This is a genomic window from Nocardia sp. NPDC004168, assembly GCF_040610355.1.
In the GTDB taxonomy this organism is placed as follows: Bacteria; Actinomycetota; Actinomycetes; order Mycobacteriales; family Mycobacteriaceae; genus Nocardia; species Nocardia sichangensis.
On record NZ_JBEXME010000040.1, the window covers coordinates 20,474 to 42,417 of the forward strand.

Genomic DNA, 21,944 nt, shown 5'->3' on the forward strand with positions numbered 1-21,944 from the left:
AGCGCGGCACGAACACGCCGCGCGCAGGCGCGGCACTCGAGTGCCGTCAAGCGGTAGCGTCTATCGAGAGCTGGACCGCACGAAAGCGAGGTCGGCACCGATCGGCCTCGCTACGCTCGGCGAGGCAACCGGCAAGGACGTATAAGGAGCAGCGGATCGTGACGACAGCCGGCGCGGCAGAGCCGCCGATGGGTGCTGGGGCGGAGCCGCTTACGGGCTCGCGACCGGGTCCGTACTCGGACGCCGCGGCGGAAACGCTGTGGGGCCATGGAGTGGAGCCGGTCCCGGAGGACGCGACGCTCGGCCCGACCGGACGGCCGTTGCGGCTGGTGCCGGACCCGCCGCCGGTCGGCCAGCACGGTGACGCGCTGATCGTGGCCATGTGCAACCAGAAGGGCGGCGTCGGCAAGACCACCTCCACCATCAATCTCGGTGCCGCACTGGCCGAATACGGCCGTCGCGTCCTGCTCGTCGACCTGGACCCGCAGGGCGCGCTGTCGGCGGGTCTCGGCGTCGCCCACCACGATCTCGACCTGACCGTGCACAACCTGCTCATCGGTTCCAAGGTGTCGATCGACGACGTGCTGATGCAGACCAGGGTCCCGAACATGGACCTGCTGCCAAGCAATATCGACCTTTCCGCCGCCGAGATCCAGTTGGTCAACGAAGTGGGCCGGGAACAGTCGCTCGGCCGCGCGCTGGAGCCGATCCGCAACCGCTACGACTACATCCTCATCGACTGCCAGCCTTCGCTCGGTCTGCTCACGGTCAACGCCTTGGCCTGCTCGGACGGCGTGATCATCCCGATGGAATGCGAGTACTTCTCGCTGCGCGGGCTCGCGCTGCTCAACGACACCGTCGAGAAGGTGCGGGACCGGTTGAATCCGCGGTTGAGCCTGTACGGAATAGTGGTCACCATGTTCGACTCTCGACTGCTGCATTCCCGCCAGGTCATGGCGCGGGTCGTCGAGGTGTTCGGTGACCTGGTCTACGACACCGCCATCGCGCGCACCGTCCGTTTCCCGGACGCCAGCGTCGCGGGCGAGCCGATCACCACGTGGGCGCCGAAATCCAGTGGCGCCGAGGCGTATCGGTCGATGGCTCGGGAAGTCATCCACCGATCCGGCCGGTGACCGTCCACTCGGACCCTTCGTCTGCGTCCCACCACAACCCGTCCGGCCAAGGGTCTTCCGCGGCGGGATCGACATCCACGCCGGACGACCGCGCGTCCGATTCTCGTGGGCCGGACCCGGCCGGCCCTGGGCGGGGTCCCGCACTCGGCAACGCGGCCGCCGCATTCATCGCCGCAGGCCGGGACGCTGCCCCCCGGCGCGCGAACCCGGCCGTCGTCGGAGGCGCCACGCCTCGGCCCGCACCGGAGGCGGAGGCCTCCCCGGCACGGGACAGCGCGGACGAACCGTCTCCGAAACCATCCACGCAGCCCACCGAGGATGTCGCGCGGGAGGACTCCGAGACAGTGGGCGATCGGCCCGCTGACGTGCCGGACGCACCGGGCCGTTCGTCAGACGTGCCGGATGCACGTGGCCGTGCGTCGGCTACGCCCGGCGGGTCGGACGCCTCTGGCTTTCCGCCGGACACATCGGACGCATCCGATCCCTCGCCCGGCACGTCGGAGGCGAAAGAACAGCCGACGGCCGAGCCGCACGCGTCCGGATTCCGGCTGCGACTCAGCAACTTCGAGGGGCCGTTCGACCTGCTGCTCACCCTGATCAGTTCGCGCAAGCTGGACGTCACCGAGGTGGCGTTGCACAAGGTCACCGACGAGTTCATCGCCTACACCAAGGCGCTGACCGCGAACATGGCGCGGCAGAACACCTTGCGCGCGGACAAGATCCTGGACCAGACCACGGAATTCCTGGTCGTCGCCGCCACCTTGCTCGATCTGAAGGCGGCGCGCCTGCTGCCGTCCGGCGAGATGACCGACGCCGAGGACCTCGAACTGCTCGAGGCGCGCGACCTGCTGTTCGCCCGGCTGCTGCAGTACCGCGCGTTCAAGCAGGTCGCCGAACTGCTCGGCGAACTGGAGGCGGCCGCGCTGCGCCGCTATCCGCGCGCGGTCGGCCTGGAGGAGCGCTACGCCGGTCTGCTGCCCGAGGTTAGGCTTGGTGTCGGGGCGGCCGAGTTCGCCGCGATCGCCGCGGCGGCCTTCCGGCCCCGTCCGGTACCCAAGGTCGGGCTCGACCACTTGCACACGCACGCGATCTCGGTGGCCGAGCAGGCGGCACTGGTGCTGGAGCGGCTCAAACAGCGTGGTGCGGGTGCGTGGACATCCTTCGGCGAGCTGGTCGCCGACTGTGAGGTACCGGTCCAGATCGTCGCCCGCTTCCTGGCGCTGCTCGAGCTGTATCGCGGCAAGACGATCGAGTTCGATCAGCCCGATCCGCTCGGTCCCTTGGCGGTCAGCTGGATCGGCGACGAGGCCGCGCAACAGGTGGACACCGTGACTATCGAGGAGGACTACGGGTGAGCGAGCACAGCGCGCGTTCGCGCACGGCGGAGGCGAACTCCGGTGAGGCGCGGTCGTGAGTGAGGCAGTGGTGGAACTCACCCCCGAACCGCTCGCGGACGCCGATTTCCGTTCGGCGCTGGAGGCCATGCTGCTGGTCGTGGACGTTCCCGCGCCGGTAGACCAGCTCGCGGCCGCATTGGGCGACAGCACCGAACGCGTCGAGCGGACCCTGCGTGAAATGTCCGCTGAGCTCTCGGCGCGATCCAGTGGGATAGATCTGCGTTTCGTCGGTGACGGCTGGCGCTTCTATACTCGCAGCGAGTACGCGCCGTATGTGGAGCGGATGCTGCTCGACGGCTCCCGATCGAAACTGACCCGGGCGGCCTTGGAGACGCTGGCGGTGGTGGCATACCGTCAGCCGGTGACCAGGACCAGGGTCAGCGCGGTGCGCGGCGTGAACGTCGACGGGGTGATGCGCACCCTGCTGGCCAGGGGTCTGATCGCCGAGGCAGGCGTGGACCCGGAGACCAACGGGACGCTGTACCGCACCACCGAGCTGTTCCTGGAACGGATCGGACTCGCTTCGCTGAGCGATCTGCCACCCCTGGCGCCCCTGCTTCCGGGCGTCGACCTGATCGACGAGATCAACGAGAGCCTGGAGACGGACCCCCGGTACACCAGGTTGAGGAAACCCGCCGAGGCCGATTTGGACCTCGGCACCGAAGAATGACAGGACACCATGAATACGCCCGCTCGCCGAGATGGCACACCGGATCGTAGGAAACGCGGCGCACAGCCCGAACGAGGCGGCGCGAGCCGCAACTCCAGCTCACGCGACGCTCGTTCGGCCCAACGGGGTATCGCCGCCCGCGGCGCCCAGCAGGGCGGCGGGGGCCGAGCGGACCGACGCGGATCCGCCCCGGTTCCGAACCCGCAGCGGCACGCGGCCGCGAGCAAGAAGAAGCCCAAGCCGCAGCGGCAGGTCGCGCCGCCGCCGCTGCTGAGCAACGCCAAGCCCGCGCGCCACCAGAACGTGGAGCCGGACTCGTCCGGCGGTCACACCAAGCTCCCGTGGGGCGAGGGGGAGCGGTTGCAGAAGGTTCTCGCCAAGGCGGGCGTGGCCTCGCGCCGGGCCGCCGAGGAGATGATCGCGCAGGGCCGCGTCGAGGTCGACGGCATGATCGTGCGCGAGCAGGGCCTGCGTATCGACCCGCAGCACGCGGTGGTGCGCGTCGACGGCACGCGCGTGGTGGTGCGCGAGGAACTGGTGCACGTCGCGCTGAACAAGCCCAAGGGCTGGCAGTCCACCATGTCCGACGATCTGGGGCGCCCCTGCGTCGGTGACATCGTGGCCGAGCGTATCGCCGCGGGTCAGCGGCTGTTCCATGTCGGGCGACTCGACGCCGACACCGAGGGCCTGCTGCTGCTCACCAACGACGGCGATCTGGCGCATCGGCTGATGCACCCGTCCTTCGAGGTCTCCAAGACCTATCTGGCGACGGTGCACGGCGAGGTCAACAATCGCGCGGTCGGCAAGCGGTTGAAGGAAGGCCTGGAGCTGGAGGACGGTCCCGCCAAGGTGGACCGTTTCCAGGTGCTCGAGCTGGGGGAGGGACGTTCTCTGGTGAAGGTGGTGTTGCACGAAGGGCGCAAGCACATCGTGCGCCGCCTGCTCGACGCGGTGGGTCATCCGGTCATCCGGCTGGTCCGCACTCATATCGGCCCGGTCGCGCTGGGCGACCAGCGGCCCGGCACGCTGCGCGTACTCGGCCGCGATGAAATCGGCAAACTCTACGAGGCGGTGTCGTTGTGAACGGTGTGGAGATCCCGGTGCAGGCGCCGGCGCGGTTGGCCGGTCCGAGCCCGCTGGTGGTCGCCATGGACGGGCCGTCGGGTACCGGGAAGTCCAGCGTGTCCCGGCGCCTGGCCACCCGGCTCGGCGCCAGGTACCTCGACACCGGCGCGATGTACCGGGTGGCGACGCTGCGCGTGCTGCGGGCGGGCATCGAACTGACCGACTCCGCGGCCATCGGCGCCGCGGTCAAGGAGCTGCCGCTGTCCATCGGCACCGATCCCAGCCGCGAGGTGATCGAGCTGGACGGCGAGGATGTGCGGTCGGAGATTCGCGGCGACGCGGTCACCAAGGCGGTTTCGGCGGTCTCCGCGGTGCCCGAGGTGCGTGAGCTGCTCGTCGCCATGCAGCGCGACATCACGGCGGCCGCGGGGCGGATCGTGGTGGAGGGACGCGACATCGGCACCGTCGTGCTGCCCGCCGCCGACGCCAAGATCTACCTGACCGCGTCCGCCGAGGCGCGGGCGCACCGGCGCAATCAGCAGAACATCGCCGAGGGCAGGGGCGACGACTACGCGGGCGTGCTCGCCGACGTGCAGCGCCGCGACACCCTCGACTCGACCCGCAAGGTGTCCCCGCTGCGCCCCGCCGAGGACGCGGTACCGGTAGACACCAGCGAACTGTCCATGGACGAGGTTATCGACGAGCTGTATCGCGTTGTCGCGCAGCAGGTCTCGACGTGTGGAGCCGGAGGGGACCGATGAGTGGGGACGTACTCGCAGGCGACGGCGTCTGGAGCGACGAAGCCGACTGGGAGCTCGCCGACCTGGAGGGCGAATTCGAGGACGCGGCGCACGTCGCGATGCCGACGCTGGCCGTGGTCGGCCGCCCGAACGTGGGCAAGTCGACGCTGGTGAACCGCATCCTCGGCCGCCGCGAGGCGGTCGTGGAGGACATTCCTGGCGTGACCCGCGACCGCGTGTCCTACGAGGCGAACTGGGCGGGTCGGCGTTTCCTGGTCCAGGACACCGGCGGCTGGGAGCCCGACGCGAAGGGCCTGCAGCAATCGGTGGCCCGCCAGGCCGAACTGGCCATGCACACCGCCGACGCGATCCTGCTCGTGGTCGACGCGGTGGTGGGCGCCACCGCCACCGACGAGGCGGCCGTGAAGAAGCTGCGCCGCTCCGCCGTCCCGGTGATCCTGGTCGCCAACAAGGTCGACGACCAGCGGGTGGAAGCGGAAGCGGCGGCGCTGTGGTCGCTGGGACTCGGCGAGCCGCGCATGGTCAGCGCCGCCCACGGCCGTGGCACCGGCGACTTGCTCGACGACGTGCTCGAGGTGCTTCCCGAGACTCCGCGCGAGGGAACCGGCGGCGTCGGCCCGCGTCGCGTGGCGCTGGTCGGCAAGCCGAACGTCGGCAAGTCGAGCCTGCTCAACAAGCTGGCGAACGACGAGCGCTCCGTGGTGCACGATGTCGCGGGCACCACGGTCGACCCGGTCGACTCCCTCGTCGAACTGGGCGGCAAGGTCTGGAAGTTCATCGATACCGCGGGGTTGCGCCGCAAGGTGTCCAATGCCAGCGGCACCGAGTTCTACGCCTCGCTGCGCACCAAGTCGGCGCTGGAGGCATCGGAGGTGGCGATCATGCTGGTCGACGCCTCGCAGCCGATCACAGAACAGGATCTGCGGGTGATCAGCCTGGTCGCCGATTCCGGGCGGGCATTGGTGCTGGCGTTCAACAAGTGGGACCTGGTCGACGAGGATCGTCGGCTGCAACTAGAGCGTGAGGTCGACCGCGAGCTGGTCCGGGTGCCGTGGGCGCAGCGAGTGAACATCTCCGCGCACACCGGCCGCGCGGTGCAGAAGCTGGTGCCCGCGATGGAAACCGCGCTCGAGTCCTGGGACAAGCGCATTCCGACGGGCAGGCTCAACACCTGGCTGAAGGAAGTGATCGCGGCGACCCCGCCGCCGATGCGCGGCGGCAGGCTGCCCCGCGTGCTGTTCGCCACCCAGGCGACCACCCGGCCGCCCACGTTCGTGCTGTTCACCACCGGCTTCCTGGAGGCAGGCTACCGGCGCTTCCTGGAGCGCAGGTTGCGCGAGGAGTTCGGTTTCGACGGCTCGCCGGTCCGCATCTCGGTGCGGGTGCGGGAGAAGCGGGATCGTTCGAAGAAATAGGCGACGACGGGTGCGAGGGCAACCCACCATGGCGAATGAAAGCTAATTGTTAGCGGACGAACGTATATGGTCGATAATCCGGTCAAAATGCCTGATAAAACGCGACATCTTCTCGTGTAGATGACGATATGGGCAGTGCTGCCCACAACTGTGGCAAATAGCTGGCATCATCCGGGCATGGGCATTCCCAGCGTGCTGCCGGAACCGCCGGCCGTCCTGACTCCGTTCGAGACGGGATGGCCCGTGCGCCTCGCCGACACCGATCGTGACCAGCGCCTGCGACTCGACGGTGTCGCGCGTTATCTGCAGGACGTCGGCTACGACCATCTCGAGGTCCTCGAGGACGGCGATATCCATCGCCTGTGGGTGATCCGCAGGACGGTGATCGACGCGCTCAAACCGCTCGGATTCGGTGAGTCGGCGACGTTGCGGCGATGGCCTTCGGCGACGTCGACCCGGTGGTGCACGATGCGGGTCCAGATCGGCGGCAGCGCTGGTGGGCTGGTGGAGACCGAGAGCTTCCTGATCCATTTCGGCACCGAATCGGGCGTACCCGCGCGGATGAGCGACCGATTCCTCGCCCCCATGCTGGCCTGTACGACCGAGCACCGGCTCCGCTGGAAAGCCGAGCTCACCGATCCCATGCCCGCGGCGGGCGAGCCCGGGGTGCAGATCCGGCCCTTCCCGCTACGGGCCACCGACATAGACCTGCTCGACCATATGAACAACGCGGTCTACCTCACCGCGCTCGAAGAAGTCCTGGCCGATTACGCCGAACTGAAATCGGGTCCGCACCGTGTGGTGGTCGAGTACGGGAAACCGGTGCGATGCGGCGAGGACGTCGAGCTCGTCGCCCGACGGGCCGACTCGAGCCTGGACGTGTGGTTCGCTGTCGGCGCGGACTGCCGGGCGGTCGCCCGCGTCACCCCGCGCTAACCGGCCAACTGTTCGACGGTCGCGTGCGCGCCCCTGGTGCGCAGGCTGTCCAGAGCCGCCAGATACGCGGTCACGAACCGGGGGTGGTCGATCAGGTCACCGAACAAGGATCGCTCGCCGAGGAAAGCGGTGGGCTGCTCGCGCTGCCGCCGCGCGAGGGGGACCAGCCGGTCGCGGAGCCGGTCAACGATCTCGATCGGGTGCCCGTGCTCGTCCACGCCCTCGGCATAGCGTGCCCAGCTGGCGACGACCGCCGCCGCGCAGTCGATCGGGCCGCCGCTGCCGAGCTGCGCCCGGACAACCGGAAGCAGCCACTTCGGGATCCGGTCGGAGGATTCCGCGCACAGCCGGGCGATGGTGTCGCCGATCGCGGGATTGGCGAACCGGTCGAGCAGCGTCCGCTTGTAGTCGCCCAGGTCGACCCCGGGGACCGCGCGCAGCGTCGGCGTGGCCTCGGCGTCCATGTAGCGGGTCAGGAACCGCCGGAAGACCGGATCCTGTGCCGCTTCGTGCACCAGCCGATAGCCGCTCAGGTACGCGAAGTAGCACAGCGCCTGGTGGCTCGCGTTCAGCAACCGAAGCTTCATCAATTCGTAGGGAGTGACGTCGGCGACGACCTGCACGCCCACCTCTTCGAAGGCCGGACGGCCGAGTCCGAACGAATCCTCCAGCACCCACTGCGCGAACGGCTCGGCGACCACCGGCCAGCGGTCGGTGAGCCCGTAGCGCCGCGCGATCTCGCCGGTCGCTCCGGGCGGGGTCACCGGGGTGATCCGGTCCACCATGGAATTCGGGAAGCGCACCTGCTCCGTCACCCAGGCTCCGAGCCCCGGATCGCGCAGCGAGGCGAACGCGCCGAACATCCGGCGCGCGACGTTCCCGTTGCCCTCGATGTTGTCGCAGGACAGCACGGTGAACGGCGCGATATCGCGGGATCGGCGGCGGGCCAGCGCCTCGGTGACGAGTCCGAAAACGGTACCGGGCGGCGCGTTCCCGGCCAGATCGGCGCGGATTCCGGGGTCTTCCGGGTCGAATTCCCCGGTAGCGGCGGCGATGTGGTAGCCACCCTCGGTGATGGTGAGTGAGACGATCCGGGTCGACGCATCGGCGAGCTTCGCCACGACGGTCCCGGGATCGTCCGGTGCGTACCGGTAGTCGACCAGCGAGCCGATCGCGCGCGTGGTCCACGTGCCGTCCGGCGCGACCGTCGACAGCGTGTACAAGCCGTCCTGCGCCCGCAGCACGTCGCGCATGCGTCGATCGCCGGGCAGCACGCCGACTCCGCAGATGCCCCACTCGTCCCCGAGGCCGCGTTCGAGCAATCGGTCGACGTACATCGCCTGGTGCGCTCGATGGAAGCCGCCGACGCCGAAATGCACTATGCCGGTGGTGATCCGGGATCGGTCGTAGCTCGGTGTCGAGATCCGATCGGCGAAGTCGGGCATCGTGGCCGCCCGTAAGGGCGTGGCTGTCCGTTCCGGCATACCGCGCCTCCCCGTGTTGTGTGGATCACACCATAGTGCAGCAGGAGTCCGGAACCGGTCAGCCCTGCGGAGGCGGCAGCAGCGAATCCATGCCGTGCCGTCGAGCGCCGAATACTCGTTCGCAGTTCGCTCGCTCGACGTCGGCGGAGAACTGCTCGGTATCCCGGCGCGCCCGTGCCGGAGTCGGCGTCGCCGATGGACCGGCCGCCACGTCCATGTGCTCTTTCTCGGTCATACCTCACGGTGCCCGGAAACTGGTCAGTCCAGCAACAATAGTTGCCGATATGGCAAAAATCTGTGGGTGCTCGCTCATTCCGGGGCGGATGACGGTACGCCCGCCGAGCTGGCGGTCACCGCCGTTCTCGTGCTCTTTCTGTCCGCCGCGTGGCCGACGAGGGGCCGGGGCGCACACCCCGTTTCGTCCGGCCGCGGAAGCTACCGGGGGGTTTATCGCCGCAGAGCTGGGTAGACCGTCGGTGTCCCGATCGATGGCAGAAAGGTTCAGCGCATGTCGCAACCCATCACCAGTACTTTGGACCCGGAGCAGCAGCGCGTCGCGGGCGAAACTCTCCAGGCGACGGTGGTCGACCTGATCGACCTGTCGCTGATCGCGAAGCAGGCGCACTGGAACGTGATCGGCACCAACTTCCGGTCGGTGCACCTGGCGCTGGATGAATTGGTGATCGTGGCACGGGAGTTCACGGACTCGGCCGCGGAACGCGCCACCGCCGTGGGAGTCAGCCCGGACGGGCGCGCCGCGAGCGTGGCCAAGGATTCCGGCGCGATCGGCATCGGCGAGGGCTGGCAACAGGACACCGACGTCATCGACACGATCGTCGGCAACCTCGCCGCCGTGATCAAGCGGCTGCGTGAACGCATCGCGGCGACCGAGAAGGCCGATCCGGTGACCCAGGATCTGTTCCTGGCGATCGCGGCGCGGCTGGAGCAGTTGCACTGGATGTGGCAAGCGCAGCTCGCCACGGTGTGATGCGGGTGATCACGTGCGCGTTCGGCGCGCCCGCCACGGAGACCGCCACGGTCACGGTGCGGATCCCCGCCGACGCGCGACACCTCGCCTTGATCCGCGCGATGACCGACACCGTGTGCCTGGTCGCCGAGGTTCCGCTCGACGCCGCCTCGGACATCCGCTTGGCGATCAACGAGGCGGTCACGATGCTGCTGGCGGACGCCATGCCGGGCTCGATGCTCGGCTGCGCGTTCACCTACGGCCTCGGCCGGATGAGCGTGCGTGTCGACGCCGCCGCCGTGGTCGGCGGCGAGCTCCGCAGCGATCCGTTGAGCTGGGAACTGGTGCGCATGCTCACCCGCTCCCTATCAATTTCCCGTGACCCTTTTGATTCCGAACTCGGCGGGTACCCGACCGTTATCGAATTCAGTTGGGAACGAGGACCATTTGATGAAACGTGAGTTCACGACCGACGGAAATGACACGGCGAGGCGCACCCGCGGGGGCGACAGCTACGACAACATCGAGCCGTGGTTCGAGAAGATGGCCGCGATGGACGAGGGGGATCCGCACCGCGCGGCGCTGCGCGAGGAGGTGACCCGGCGGTGTCTTCCGCTCGCCGAGCACATCGCCAGGAAGTTCTCCGGCCGCGGCGAGAACTACGAGGACCTGCTGCAGATCGCCCGGGTCGGGCTGGTGCTCGCGGTGGACCGTTTCGATGTCTCGCGCGGCAGTTCCTTCCTCGGATTCGCGGTCCCCACCATCATGGGCGAGGTGCGCAGGCATTTCCGCGACAACACGTGGTCGTTGCGAGTGCCGCGCAGGCTCAAGGAGATTCAGCTGCGCGTCGGCCCGGCCACCGAGACGTTGTCGCATCGCCTCGGCCGGATGCCGACGGCCAGGGAGATCGCCGAGGAGTTGGACGTCGACCTCGGTGAGGTCACGCAGGCGCTCATCGCGGGCAACGCCTATCAGGCCAATTCGCTGGACGCGGCAGGCCGAGAGGAGGGCGACGGTGCGCCGCAGTCGCTCGCCGACACGCTGGGCTCCGAGGAGCCGTGCTACGACCTGCTGGAGCAGGCGATGGCCGTGCGCCCGCTCATCGCCGAGTTGCCGCCGCGCGATCGACAGGTGCTGGTCATGCGCTTCTACGAGTCGCGGACCCAGAGTCAGATCGCCGAAGAGCTGGGTGTGTCCCAGATGCAGGTGTCGCGCATTCTCGCCAGGATTCTCAAAGACCTGCGCGAACGCGCGCTCGGCCCGGAAGAACTCGTTTCGAGCGCGGCCTGAGTTCGCTCACGTGCGTGGACGGGCGGCCGCGCCGGTCATCGGTGTGGCGGAGACCTCGCCGGTCCAGCCGCAGGGCAGGGCGCAGCTGGCGATGATCTTGGTCTCCAAGTCGCCGTTGTCGTAGCGCAGCGTGGTGCTCTCCGCGTAAGCGGGATATCCGCACGCTCGGCATTTGCCGAAGAAATCGAGGATCTCCTCGGCGCGGGCGTGCGCGATTCGTCGTGCGGGCTTGTCGTCCATAACCTCTCCAGCCAGCGTTCGGTCCTGCCGAGCAGGCGTCTGTGACGTTAGGTCGGAGGTCGCCGCCCGGCGGGAGTTCGGATGATCGTTGGGCTGATTCACAGGCGTCGCGCGGGTGATTTGGGCCGGTTCCCAGGTTCAGGTGAATGCTGGGCAATCGCAGCGTATTTCCTGCGTGTCGCTGGTAGTAGCGACGATGCCCTGGCTACTTGACCTCGCTTGTGACTGACGTTACAAAGGAGCTACCCGCCGACCCGAAGTTCTTCGAACCGGCCGACGAGAAGTGCACAAGTTGGTTACCGATGTCATCGACGTAGTCGCCGAATTCGCGATCGCCCGCAAGACCATCTGGGATCTGCTGCTCGAACCGCAGACTTATCCGCGCATGTTCACCGGTATCGGCGCGTGCGAGCAGATCCAGTCCGCCGACGGCAATGTGGTCTGGCAGATGCGCGTCGGTACCTACGGGTCGGGCATACGCACCCACCAGATCCGGATCAGCGTGGGCCGGTGGTACGAGAGCTTCGAGATGCAATACGCCGCACTGGGCAGCTTCGCGTCGGTGCGACTGCACGGCGACGAGGACCGCACCAAGGTCACCGTCACGTATTTCGCGCCGAGCCGGGTGCACCCGCGGGTGAGCGAGCTGTCCAATGTGGCGATCGGCGAGTGGACCAAGGCCGGACTGAAGCGGGTGGCCGACGTCGCCAAGGGCGCGCGGACATCCTTGGTCGTCAACGGCGAGGATTCGCCGATCCGGCGCAACGCGGGTGTGGCGCGGCAGATGGTGGCCACCGGCGTCGTGTTGCCGGTTCGTTTCGATCGGACTCTCAAACAGCTGCGCTCACTGGCGAAATGGGGTTTCAACCTGGCGGGCGGATACGCCGCGGGCGCGGCGTACGCCCCGGAGCGGACCGCGATCATCGACGACCGCGGCACCCGGTCCTTCGCCGACATGCACGAGCGCACCAACGCGCTGGCCGCGGCGATGGCCGCGCACGACCTCGGCCCGGGCGACGCCATCGGCCTGCTGGCGCGCAACCACGCGGCCATGGTCGAATGCATGGTCGCCGCAGGCAAACTGGGTGTGGACGTGGCACTGCTGAACGCCGGGCTGGCGGGCCGCACCATCGAGGAGATCGTCCAGCGCGACCGCCTGTCGGCGCTGTTCGTCGACGGTGACCTCGAGGAGTTGGTGCGCTATCTGCATACCGACATCCCGCGCTACAACACCGACGAGCGTCCGCCGGTACCCGACCGGACGACCGTGGACCAACTGGTGGCGGAGGGGCACACGACTTTCCGCACCCCTGCCCAGCCGGGACGGCTCGTCGTGCTCACCTCCGGGACCAGCGGGACGCCCAAGGGTGCGCGCAGGCCGCATCCGAAGGGCTTCGGGTCCATCGCGGCATTGCTGTCGCGCATCCCGATGCAGATGAACGAGACCATGCTGATCCCGGCGCCGCTGTTCCACACCTGGGGGTTGGCCGGCCTGCAACTGAGCACCGCGCTGCGCGCGACCGTGGTGCTGGCCGAACGGTTCGACGCGGAGGACTGCCTGCGCCGCATCGCCGAGCACCGGGTCAACACGGTGATCGTCGTGCCGACCATGGTGCAGCGCATCCTCGACCTCCCCGCGCACGTGCGTGCTCGCTACGACACCTCCAGCCTGCGGCACATGATCAGCTGCGGTGCGCCACTGGCAGGCGCGACCGTCGAGCGGTTCATGGAGGCCTACGGCGACGTGCTCTACAACGTCTACGGATCCACCGAGGTCTCCTGGGCGACCATCGCGACCCCCGAGGACCTGCACACCTCGCCGACCACGGCGGGACGCCCGCCGCTGGGCACCAAGGTGGCCGTGCTCGGGCCGGACCACCGCAGACTCCCGATCGGCGCCACGGGACACATCTTCGTCGGCAACCACATGCTGTTCGACGGCTACGTCAACTCCGCGCCACCGGACGAGGCGCACGGCATGCTCGACACCGGCGACCTCGGCTACCTCGACGCCGCGGGCCGGTTGTTCATCGCGGGACGAGACGACGAGATGATCATCTCCGGTGGCGAGAACGTCTTCCCGCGTCCGGTCGAGGAGGCGCTCGCGCACCTGCCGCAGGTCAGTGACGTCGCCGTGGTCGGTGTGCCGGACCACGAATTCGGCCAGCGGCTCGCGGCGTTCGTGGTGAAACGCGAAGGGTCCGGCCTGGATTCGGACATGGTGCGCACCTACATCCGCAACCGCTTGAGCCGCTTCTCGGTGCCGCGCGACGTCACCTTCCTCTCGGCGCTGCCGCGCGGCGACACCGGCAAGATCCTCAAGCGTCTGCTGGCCGGTCCCGGCGCGGCCGAACCGGAGCTGCCGCCGTCGATCAACGGTCTGGGCACCGCGGGATCACCCTGAACATCCGGCGGCAGCGCCCGGCGGTCAGTAGACGGTGTCCTCCAGGTCGGTCAACGCGGATTCCAGGTGATCGAGCAGCCTGGCCACGTCCGGCACGCTGCGGCGGCAGGCGACGATGCCGATGTCCAGGCTGTCGGCATTGCTGGTGAGGGTGATGTTCACCGCCTGCCCGTCGAGCGGGATCGACAGCGGGTAGCTGGCCGCGACGCGAGCTCCATTCCAGTACTGCGGTTCACGCGGTCCCGGAATATTGGAGATGACGATGTTGAACGGCGGGCTGGTCAGCGCGACCGTGGCGGGAAGCAGCAGTGACAGGGCGAGGGGACTGAGCGTCAGCGCCGACAGCGAGACCGCCTGAACGGGGGACAGCGCGCGGTAGATCTCTTTGCTGCGATGCATCGAGGAGCTGATCGCCGCCAGCCGCGCGGCCGGGTCGGGCAGGTCGGTGGCCAGATTGCACAGCAGCGCCGCCACGGCGTTGCCCCCGCCGTCACCGTCGTCGGATTCGGGACGCAGCGAGACCGGCACCATGGCGATCAGCGGCTTGTCCGGCAAGGCGACGTGTTCGAGCAGGTAGGTGCGCAGCGCACCCGCCGACATCGCCAGCACCACGTCGTTGAGCGTGGTGCCGGTCATCTTCTTGACCTGGCGGATCCGGTCCAGCGGCCACGAGCGGGCGGCGCAGCGGCGGGCCCCGCCGATCGGGACGTTGAACATGGTGCGCGGTGCGGCGAAGGGCAGCGTCAACTGCTGCTCGAGCAGCGCGGTACGGGCCAGGCGCAAGGCCGAAGGCGCCGAGCCCGCCGCGGCGAGCAGGGCGCGCGCCCGGGTGCCGAGCGTTTGCCTCTGCGGGGGATTCGGGCGGTGCCCGGTCGAAGGCGGGAGATGCCAGGGCACCAGCGCTTCGCCGGATTCCGGGTCGGTGGTGAGCGTTCGCTGCAACAGGCGCTGGGCGCCGACGCCGTCGATGAGGGCGTGGTGCATCTTCGCGTACAAGCCGACCCGATCGCCGGCGAGCCCTTCGACCAGATGCGCTTCCCACAGCGGCCGGTGACGGTCGAGCAGGGTGCTGTGCAATCCCGCCGTTACTTCGGTCAGGGCGTCCAGGCCACCCGCTTCCGGCAGTGCCCACCGCTGAACGTGGTAGTCGAGCTCGACGGCGCTGTCCACGGTCCAGGCCAGCTGTGGAGTGCCGAACAGGCGAGCCGGGCGCTTGCGGAACGTGGGGTGGAAATTTCGGTCGGCCGCCAGCGTGGCGTACGCGCGCCGGGCGAATTCGGGTCCGGTGCCCTCCACGGGGTCGAAGATGGACAGTGAACCGACGTGCATCGGATGCTCGCGTGATTCCGCGATGAGAAACAGGGCGTCCACCGGCGAGATGAATTCCATGGGCAGTTCCCTCCTGGCGACGCCGCGGCCTCGCCACGGTCTGGTTCCGGACATGGGGACGGCCGCCGGACTGCTCATGGCGCTGGGAGATCTACGCCGGTCGAACGACGATCCCCAACCGATGATTCGATGCCGAATCCGTACCGGCTGGGCGGTTCGTCGCGAAATTGTGCGCGCGGGCCTCAGGACAGGCGGCTGACCGGCCAATCCTGCGGCAGTGCGAGGCGTTCGCTGATCATGCTGATCGCGCTGTGCAGGGCCTGGATCTCATCGATGCCGCTGGCCAGCGACGCGCCCTGCTTGCTGATATGGAACCGGCACAGGTGCTTGCGCCGGTCGGCCGCCAGATACGGCCTGCCGATGATGATCGACAACGAGCTGTCGGCTTCGTAGAGGGTGCGGGCCGCGATGAGCGCCTGCGGCTCGTAGGCGACCGTCGTGGCGGCACGCGAGGGACGGGTGGGCGCGGCGGGGAAGCCGGGGTCGGACGGCTCGGTCACCGCGAAGTGCGCACCGTGGCTGTTGGCCTGCCGCAGCTCTTGGGCGATGTCCTGGAACGCGCGGTAGAGCGCGGCGATGGAATCGACGCCGTGCGCCCATCGTTCGCCGATTCCCTGGATGCGAAAACCGCACACCACACCGGTGTCACCCGGTGCCATCTGCGGTTTCCCCACCTCGATGGAGACCTCTCGCGTGGCATCGGAGACGGTTCGGGTGGCGATCACCTCCCTGATCCGCCGCCATCTCATGCTCGCGATCGCACCGCCGTGTTCGGATTCGCGCACTGCGGGCGTGGTCGTGTCACCAGTGACCCGCGCCGGTATCGCTCTCATGATGTCTGGAGTACCCAAGTTGGACCCTCGTTTACCCTGCGGTTCGAGGTGACCTGGAACGCAGTGTGAAGACACGCCGTATCGGCAAAAGGGCTACCGGACGGTTAACGCGCCTCGCGTTTGGCAGGCTGTCGCCGAGGGTGTGATGGTGGGGCCGCGACGATGAGGAGGGGCGGACGAAGTGGTAACGATTGCGCAGTTGCGAGCGGTTCTGTCGATCTTGCGCGTGGACCCGGACGAGGTCGGCGCACGGGCGGATGAGACGGGTCTGCACGGTCCGGACGCCGAACGTGTCCTACTGATCGGTTTGCTACACCGGATCGCGAGCAGCGAGCTGCGCGACGTCGTCACCACCACGATGGACGACGAGGAGGCCGCACGGGCCGCCGCGGTCAGCACCCTGCCGGTGAACGGGGAGAACCCCACGGAGCAGGCGCGTTTCGACGCGCACTGGCTGCACGACCGTATCGGCGCGCTGGCGGCGGGCACCACCGTGGAACCGGTGCCGGTGTTGCTGGACGCCGCCGCGCGGTCGGCGGACGCGGCCGAGGTCCTGCTGTTGCTCAGCCGCAATCCCCGTGGCCACGACGCGGACACCAGATGGGAGCGTGCGCTCGACGATCTGGGACGCGCCTATCACTTGATCAACGACGAGCGCGTGGGTCGCTCGAACACGACGACCGCGCCGTTGTAGCGACGCGGTCGATCGGAAGTCCGCCCGGCGGCGCGCTGCTGCGCCGCCGGGACACGGCTACTTGGTTTGGGCCGGAGCGGTTTGGACGGGCTTGTCGGCGAAGCGGGTAGTGCCGTCGGCCGCCTGCAACGTGGTGAGCAGGTCGACACCCGCCACGACGAGCGTGGGCCCGCCGACCGCGATGGTTCCGAGGATGCCGCCGAGGCTCGCGCCGGTCAGCAGACCGGCCACGCAGCCCACGGCGATGGTGACCAGGCAGCCGATCGTGGCGCCGATCGCGGTGCCGACGAAACCGCCTATGGCGGTGGCGAGCCCGAACTGGCTGGCGAATTCGTCACGGGCGCGCTGGTTCTCGGTCATGGACGCGACCGGCTTGGCCACCAGTGGCTCGGTGATCGCGATGCCCTCCGGCCTGGACGGCTTCAGCTCGAGCACGGTGCTGTCCTTCTTCAGCTCCGGGCGCACCGGAATGGCGGTCCCCGCGATCCGGAAGTCGAGCGGCAACGTCATCGCGACGTGGCCGTCGCGGTCCCGGATGTCTACCACGTCGATCACTTGCGCGATGTCGGCCGGGGCGCCCCCATGATCGACGAGCACCCCGTCGCGCTCGGTTAGTCGCGTGTTCTCGTCGCCCGCGGGCTGATCGCGCAGTGCCTTGGACAACTGGAAGGTTCCGCCCCGGAGCGCGGCGACCACCGTCTGGTCGACGATCTTGGCCGAGTAGGTGATGTCGGGAGCGGGCTCGCCGTGGGCGACGCCCGCGCCGACGGTCAGCGAGCCGATGGCGAGTATCGCTGCCGCAGTGATGCCGCGGAGTTGCATGTTACGTCCATTCCTTCATCGGGTTAACACCTGCGTCCAGCACGGCCGGACCCGCGCACTCCGGCGGCGCAAGAGCAGTCGTCTAGGGTCGCTGAGCAGCCTAGCAGCGCCCACAGCTACCGATGAGCGTTCCGGCTCGACCGGTCGGAGATATCGAAAAATTCTCCGACCGGCCGAGTTTCGGATCCGGCGCTCAGCGCGCCGTGGCCAGTTCGCTTGCCCGCTCGGCGCGCAGGATCGTCGCGCTGGTGCCGGGCGGCCACTCGAGTCCCGCGTCGAGCCGGTCGAGCACCTCGGTACCAGGCCGTGGATTGCGGGACCGCTCGATCTCGCTGATCACCTTGGCCGGCGGGCCGCCGTTGCCCGCCACATCCGCCTGGGTCCACTTCATCTCGCGCCGCCGCGCACGCACGCGCGTGGCGAGCCCGTCGAGATCGAGCACGATGGCCGTCTCGACCTCGTCCGGGGGCAGCGGCGCCGGTCGCGCCGGTGCGTCGTGCTCTTCCTGCTGGTGCTTCTCCCGCAGCATTCCGGCGGTGATCAGCCTGGACCGTTTCCGCCTACCCATCTTCGCCACACGCTCTCCCATCCTCGGTCGAGTCGATCGATTGCGTCGCACTGCTCCGGCGGGCGGGCGGCGCCCATCGCGCCGGGAACGCTGAACATCATGGGGGAGGGTGGCCGCGGACCTCGCTCGACGCGCCGGGTCAGTGCAGCCGGTCCTCCGGCTGAAGAATGAGCACCGGGATTTCGCGCTCGGTCCAGGATTGGTAGGTGTCGAAGTCCGCGTAGAGGGCTACGAGCAAGGGCCACAAGCGATTCTTCTCCTCCCGGCTCGCCACGCGGGCGCGGACGCGTCGGTGCTCGGCCCCGACCTGTACCCGGGTCACGGGATGTGCCAGGAGATTGAAGTACCACTGGGGGTGATTCGGCAACCCGCCTTGCGAGGCGACCACTACCAGGTCGGCGCCGTCGACGAGGTACAGCAGCGGGACGGTGAACAACTTGCCCGATCTGCGACCCCGATGCTCGAGCAGCAAGGTGGGTACCGGCTTGCGGAAGCCGGCGCCGATCCGCCATCGTGCGCCGACGCGCCCTCCGGTCCGGCGGTACGCCCAGGTCTGCGCTCTGGACATGTATTTGATGACGGTCGTGACCAGCGGGGAGTCGAGGTTGCGTGGCCGCTTGGGCATCAACGATCACCCCGCTCGGGCCGGGATGCGGCCGCGGAATCGGGTGCGGTGACGAGTGATTGATCCATACCTTTGTCCGTAGTATCGTCCAGACAGATGTCCGGTTACTATTCCATATATGTGCGGCGCGTGTCGCGGGGGGTGACGGGAACCGGCGACGAGCACGGTGGAGGAAACATGGATCGGGTCAGCGGCAAAGTCGTCCTGGTGACCGGTGCGGGACGGGGGCAGGGCCGCAGTCACGCGGTCGCCTTGGCCGAGGAAGGCGCCGACATCATCGCCTTCGATATCTGCGCCGACATAGCCGGCAACGAATACGCACTGGCGACCGAAGCGGATCTCGCCGAGACCAAGGAACTGGTCGCCAAGACCGGCCGTCGGGTGGTGGCCGCACAGGTCGACGTGCGCGATCGCCCCGCGCTGCAAGCGGCGATCGCGGCGGGCGTCGCCGAACTCGGGCGCTTGGACGTGGTCGTGGCGAACGCCGGGATCTGCCCGCTGGGCCACCATGTGCCGTTGCAGGGCTTCGTGGATGTCTTCGACGTCAACTTCGTCGGCGTGGTGAACACCGTGCACGCCGCGCTGCCGCATCTGGGCGCGGGCGCCTCGATCATCGTGACGGGATCGGTCGCGGGCCTGGTGCCGCAGACCGGATTCAACGGCCAGCAGGCACTGCAAGGTCCCGGCGGCGACGGCTACGGCCTGTCGAAGAAGATGATCCGTTCTTACACGCAGACTTTGGCGTTGACGCTGGGGCCGAGCTCGATCCGCATCAACGCGGTGCATCCGACCAACGTCGACACCGACATGCTGCACAACCCGGGGATGTACCAGATCTTCCGTCCCGACGTACAGAACCCGACGCGCGAGGACGCCGAGGTCACCTTTCCCTTCATGCAGGCCATGCCGATTCCCTTCGTCGAGTCCTCGGACATCTCGCACGCGGTCACGTTCCTGGCCTCCGACGAGTCGCGCTACGTGACCGGTTTGCAGATGTTCGTCGACGGCGGCGCGTCGCTGAAATTGGGCCTGGCCTGAAGTGACGCGGAACGCGACGCGTCACTTCAGGATGAGCATCGCGGACCGCTCGATGCGGTCCGCGATGTCGGAATACGATTCGTAGCCCATCCCGGCATGGACCAGCGCACCCGCGTAGAGCAATTCGAGCGATTTCAGAATATCCGCGTCGGGATTTCCGGACAGCGCGTGCGCGAGGCGGGTGCGAATTTCCAAGCCGATGCGCGACCGCAAATGCTCGACGTCGGGATCGCGGCCGAGCAGCGCGCTGGTGACCGCGCCGGACAATTCCGGTTCGTCGGCGACCAGCAACGCGATGCTGCGGAGTTCGGCGATCACCCGCACGGTGGCGTCCGGATCCTCGCTCACAGGGGAGGGTTGTGCGCGCAGCCTGCGCCAGAAGATCTCCGCGACCAAGTGCTCCTTGGAGGAGAAATAGGTGTACGCGGTGGCGGTGCCGACCTTGGCGTTGGCGGCCACCATCCGGATGGTCATGCCGGCGAAACCCTCCCGGGAAAGCACTTCCAACGCCGATCTGGTGAGCTTGTCGACGGTGTCGGCCTGCTTTCCGGACAAGCGCCGCCGCGTGGCTTCGACGGTTCTGGAATCGCTTTCGGACATGTGTCTAGATGGTAGTGTCGTTATTTCGTTCGAGCAACTTTCCTGCTGCGGAAATAGTTGTGTGTTCGGCCACGTAATTCGCTACGGCCGGCTCGCCGCGCCGAGCGGCGGGCCGATGTCGGTCAGTTTGCCGGACAACCGCTCGAGGTAGGCGCACACCGCGGGCTCGTCTTTGTCCGGCAGTCCGTACACGACGTCGGTGACGCCGGCGCGGTCCCACTCGGCCAGGCGTGCGGCGTCGGGTTTGTAGTCCAGGGCCACCACGCGCGGACGTCCGGGTCGCCCGGCCTGCTGCCAGATCTCGTGCAGCAACGCGAGACGATCGGAGATCTCCGTTTCCCCCGGGGTGGTGATCCAACCGTCCGCCGACTCGGCTATCCAGCGGAAGGTGCGTTCGGTGCCCGCCGCGCCGATCAGCACCGGCACCGAGCGCCGGACCGGTTTCGGCCACGCCCAGCTCGGGCCGAAGCGCACGTACTCGCCGTCGAAACCGGCCTCGTCCCGGCTCCACAGCGCCCGCATCGCCGCCAGGTATTCGCGCAGCACGGTGCGTCGCTTGTTCGCGGGTACTCCGTGATCGGCGAGTTCGTCGGTGTTCCAGCCGAATCCGGCCCCCAGCACGACCCGGCCACCGGAGAGGTGGTCCAGTGAGGCGATCGTCTTGGCAAGGGTGATCGGGTCGTGCTCCACGGGGAGCGCGACGGCGGTGGCCAGCTCGATGCGTTCGGTGACTGCCGCCGCCATGGACAGTGCGACCCACGGGTCCAGCGTGCGCAGGTAGCGGTCGTCGGGTAGCGACGCGTCGCCGGTCTGCGGGTGCGCCGCGTTGCGCGCGACCGGGATGTGGGTGTGCTCGGGGACGTAGAAGGAGGCGAACCCCGCCTGCTCGGCCGCTCGGGCCGCCGCGGCGGGAGTGATGCCGCGGTCGCTGGTGAACAGGACGATGCCGAATCGCATGGAAATCCTTGTCTGGTCGTTCGACGAGCTGTCGTGCGCTGCCCGCGTGACGGCATCGGCGAAGGTGGCCGCGTGCTGCGAACCGCCGTGTCTGGACAGTTGTATGGAATATAGTCCGATCGCCGAGCTGCCTACAAGAACGTGTTCTTGATTCGTGGTGTGTGTCGGCCTGGCGATCGGACGGCGGATTTCTTTCCGCGAGATCGCTTGTTCGGGATTGTCCTGAAAAACTGTCAGTGGTACCGTCCAGACACATGTCCAGCTATGTGTCTCTACGGAGCGTTGGGTGGACGATCCTTGTTGAGAACTTGTTATCGAATTCGGAGTGTGGGCGATGACGGCTGTGGTGGGGCCGCTGGTGTTCGACCCGTATGACTACGGGTTTCATGAGGATCCATATCCCACGTATCGGCGGTTGCGGGAAGAAGCGCCGCTGTACCACAACCCGGGTCTGGGATTTTGGGCGTTGTCGCGGCATCCGGATGTGGTGGGGGCGTTCCGTGACAGTGTGCGGTTGTCGAGTGCGAACGGGGTGTCGCTGGATCCGGCGGCGTGGGGTCCGCACGCGCATCGGACCATGTCGTTCCTGGCGATGGATGATCCGCGGCATCTGCGGATGCGGCGGTTGGTGTTCAAGGGGTTCACGCCGAAACGTG

At 68.2% G+C, this 21,944-nt stretch carries 23 protein-coding genes and 1 pseudogene; 14 read left to right on the forward strand and 10 right to left on the reverse strand.

The window, feature by feature from the left end; translation table 11 throughout:
* Positions 1–158: 158 nt before the first annotated feature.
* The 7 genes from ABZW96_RS34715 (at position 159) to ABZW96_RS34745 (ending at position 7,377) form a co-directional block, all read left to right on the forward strand.
* Complete coding sequence (locus ABZW96_RS34715; RefSeq protein WP_355080738.1) at positions 159–1,133, forward strand: ParA family protein; 975 nt, start codon at positions 159–161, stop codon at positions 1,131–1,133.
* A 548-nt stretch (positions 1,134–1,681) separates the two neighbouring features.
* Entirely contained in the window at positions 1,682–2,488 is an 807-nt protein-coding gene (locus tag ABZW96_RS34720) for a segregation/condensation protein A (protein WP_355080777.1), read from the forward strand.
* 55 nt (positions 2,489–2,543) lie between these two features.
* Positions 2,544–3,200, forward strand: coding sequence for an SMC-Scp complex subunit ScpB (scpB, locus tag ABZW96_RS34725; RefSeq protein WP_355080740.1), 657 nt, complete (start codon positions 2,544–2,546; stop codon positions 3,198–3,200).
* A gap of 9 nt (positions 3,201–3,209) precedes the next feature.
* On the forward strand, positions 3,210–4,283 hold the full coding sequence (locus tag ABZW96_RS34730; RefSeq protein ID WP_355080742.1) for a pseudouridine synthase: 1,074 nt from the start codon (positions 3,210–3,212) through the stop codon (positions 4,281–4,283).
* 65 nt (positions 4,284–4,348) lie between these two features.
* A complete protein-coding gene (gene cmk, locus ABZW96_RS34735) occupies positions 4,349–5,026 on the forward strand; it encodes a (d)CMP kinase (protein WP_355080779.1) in 678 nt (225 codons plus the stop codon).
* Complete coding sequence (gene der, locus ABZW96_RS34740; RefSeq protein ID WP_355080744.1) at positions 5,023–6,441, forward strand: ribosome biogenesis GTPase Der; 1,419 nt, start codon at positions 5,023–5,025, stop codon at positions 6,439–6,441. The genes cmk and der overlap by 4 nt, the downstream gene beginning before the upstream one ends.
* 120 nt (positions 6,442–6,561) lie before the next feature.
* Positions 6,562–7,377: an acyl-ACP thioesterase domain-containing protein gene (locus ABZW96_RS34745; RefSeq protein WP_355080746.1), complete on the forward strand. Its 816-nt coding sequence runs from the start codon at positions 6,562–6,564 to the stop codon at positions 7,375–7,377.
* Here ABZW96_RS34745 and ABZW96_RS34750 read toward each other — a convergent pair.
* Positions 7,374–8,822, reverse strand: a complete 1,449-nt coding sequence (locus ABZW96_RS34750; protein ID WP_355080781.1) for a mannitol dehydrogenase family protein — start codon at positions 8,820–8,822, stop codon at positions 7,374–7,376. The genes ABZW96_RS34745 and ABZW96_RS34750 overlap by 4 nt on opposite strands.
* Positions 8,823–8,919: 97 nt before the next feature.
* The gene (locus tag ABZW96_RS34755) at positions 8,920–9,096 is read right to left on the reverse strand and encodes a hypothetical protein (RefSeq protein ID WP_355080748.1); all 177 of its coding nucleotides are present in this window, start codon (positions 9,094–9,096) and stop codon (positions 8,920–8,922) included.
* 273 nt (positions 9,097–9,369) lie between these two features.
* Between ABZW96_RS34755 and ABZW96_RS34760 the strand changes: the two genes are divergently transcribed.
* Genes ABZW96_RS34760 through ABZW96_RS34770 form a run of 3 tightly spaced genes read left to right on the forward strand, consistent with a single transcriptional unit; the run spans position 9,370 to position 11,118 of the window.
* Positions 9,370–9,849 carry a DNA starvation/stationary phase protection protein gene (locus ABZW96_RS34760; protein ID WP_355080750.1) on the forward strand — a complete coding sequence of 160 codons (480 nt, stop codon included), beginning with the start codon at positions 9,370–9,372 and terminating at the stop codon, positions 9,847–9,849.
* Complete coding sequence (locus tag ABZW96_RS34765) at positions 9,849–10,289, forward strand: anti-sigma factor (protein WP_355080754.1); 441 nt, start codon at positions 9,849–9,851, stop codon at positions 10,287–10,289. Before ABZW96_RS34760 ends, ABZW96_RS34765 begins: the two co-directional genes overlap by 1 nt.
* A complete protein-coding gene (locus ABZW96_RS34770; RefSeq protein WP_355080756.1) occupies positions 10,279–11,118 on the forward strand; it encodes an RNA polymerase sigma factor SigF in 840 nt (279 codons plus the stop codon). The genes ABZW96_RS34765 and ABZW96_RS34770 overlap by 11 nt, the downstream gene beginning before the upstream one ends.
* 6 nt (positions 11,119–11,124) lie before the next feature.
* Here ABZW96_RS34770 and ABZW96_RS34775 read toward each other — a convergent pair whose 3' ends face one another.
* A complete protein-coding gene (locus ABZW96_RS34775; protein WP_355080757.1) occupies positions 11,125–11,358 on the reverse strand; it encodes a hypothetical protein in 234 nt (77 codons plus the stop codon).
* Positions 11,359–11,743: 385 nt separating this feature from the next.
* On the opposite strand from ABZW96_RS34775, the gene ABZW96_RS34780 reads away from it, so the two are divergent.
* On the forward strand, positions 11,744–13,762 hold the full coding sequence (locus tag ABZW96_RS34780; RefSeq protein WP_355080783.1) for an AMP-binding protein: 2,019 nt from the start codon (positions 11,744–11,746) through the stop codon (positions 13,760–13,762).
* A 24-nt stretch (positions 13,763–13,786) separates the two neighbouring features.
* Here ABZW96_RS34780 and ABZW96_RS34785 read toward each other — a convergent pair whose 3' ends face one another.
* Together ABZW96_RS34785 and ABZW96_RS34790 are read right to left on the reverse strand one after the other, a co-directional pair.
* On the reverse strand, positions 13,787–15,151 hold the full coding sequence (locus tag ABZW96_RS34785) for a wax ester/triacylglycerol synthase family O-acyltransferase (protein ID WP_355080759.1): 1,365 nt from the start codon (positions 15,149–15,151) through the stop codon (positions 13,787–13,789).
* A 182-nt stretch (positions 15,152–15,333) separates the two neighbouring features.
* Positions 15,334–15,984, reverse strand: a complete 651-nt coding sequence (locus ABZW96_RS34790) for a hypothetical protein (protein ID WP_355080761.1) — start codon at positions 15,982–15,984, stop codon at positions 15,334–15,336.
* 199 nt (positions 15,985–16,183) lie between these two features.
* Between ABZW96_RS34790 and ABZW96_RS34795 the strand changes: the two genes are divergently transcribed.
* On the forward strand, positions 16,184–16,678 hold the full coding sequence (locus tag ABZW96_RS34795) for a hypothetical protein (protein WP_355080763.1): 495 nt from the start codon (positions 16,184–16,186) through the stop codon (positions 16,676–16,678).
* Between the two features lie 57 nt (positions 16,679–16,735).
* Here ABZW96_RS34795 and ABZW96_RS34800 read toward each other — a convergent pair whose 3' ends face one another.
* The 3 genes from ABZW96_RS34800 to ABZW96_RS34810 form a co-directional block, all read right to left on the reverse strand.
* The gene (locus ABZW96_RS34800; RefSeq protein WP_355080765.1) at positions 16,736–17,500 is read right to left on the reverse strand and encodes a hypothetical protein; all 765 of its coding nucleotides are present in this window, start codon (positions 17,498–17,500) and stop codon (positions 16,736–16,738) included.
* A gap of 193 nt (positions 17,501–17,693) precedes the next feature.
* Positions 17,694–18,077, reverse strand: a complete 384-nt coding sequence (locus tag ABZW96_RS34805) for a helix-turn-helix transcriptional regulator (protein WP_355080767.1) — start codon at positions 18,075–18,077, stop codon at positions 17,694–17,696.
* Between the two features lie 130 nt (positions 18,078–18,207).
* The gene (locus ABZW96_RS34810) at positions 18,208–18,693 is read right to left on the reverse strand and encodes a nitroreductase family deazaflavin-dependent oxidoreductase (protein WP_355080769.1); all 486 of its coding nucleotides are present in this window, start codon (positions 18,691–18,693) and stop codon (positions 18,208–18,210) included.
* A gap of 177 nt (positions 18,694–18,870) precedes the next feature.
* Here ABZW96_RS34810 and ABZW96_RS34815 point away from each other — a divergent pair, with 177 nt between their 5' ends.
* Positions 18,871–19,731 (forward strand): mycofactocin-coupled SDR family oxidoreductase, encoded by an 861-nt coding sequence (locus tag ABZW96_RS34815; RefSeq protein WP_355080771.1) that lies wholly within the window; start codon positions 18,871–18,873, stop codon positions 19,729–19,731.
* Positions 19,732–19,752: 21 nt separating this feature from the next.
* On the opposite strand, the gene ABZW96_RS34820 is transcribed toward ABZW96_RS34815, so the two are convergent.
* Positions 19,753–20,331: a helix-turn-helix domain-containing protein gene (locus ABZW96_RS34820; RefSeq protein ID WP_355080773.1), complete on the reverse strand. Its 579-nt coding sequence runs from the start codon at positions 20,329–20,331 to the stop codon at positions 19,753–19,755.
* Positions 20,332–20,412: 81 nt separating this feature from the next.
* The gene (locus tag ABZW96_RS34825; RefSeq protein WP_355080775.1) at positions 20,413–21,288 is read right to left on the reverse strand and encodes an LLM class F420-dependent oxidoreductase; all 876 of its coding nucleotides are present in this window, start codon (positions 21,286–21,288) and stop codon (positions 20,413–20,415) included.
* A 334-nt stretch (positions 21,289–21,622) separates the two neighbouring features.
* Between ABZW96_RS34825 and ABZW96_RS34830 the strand changes: the two are divergent.
* A pseudogene (locus tag ABZW96_RS34830) lies at positions 21,623–21,944 on the forward strand (cytochrome P450); the annotation flags it as partial.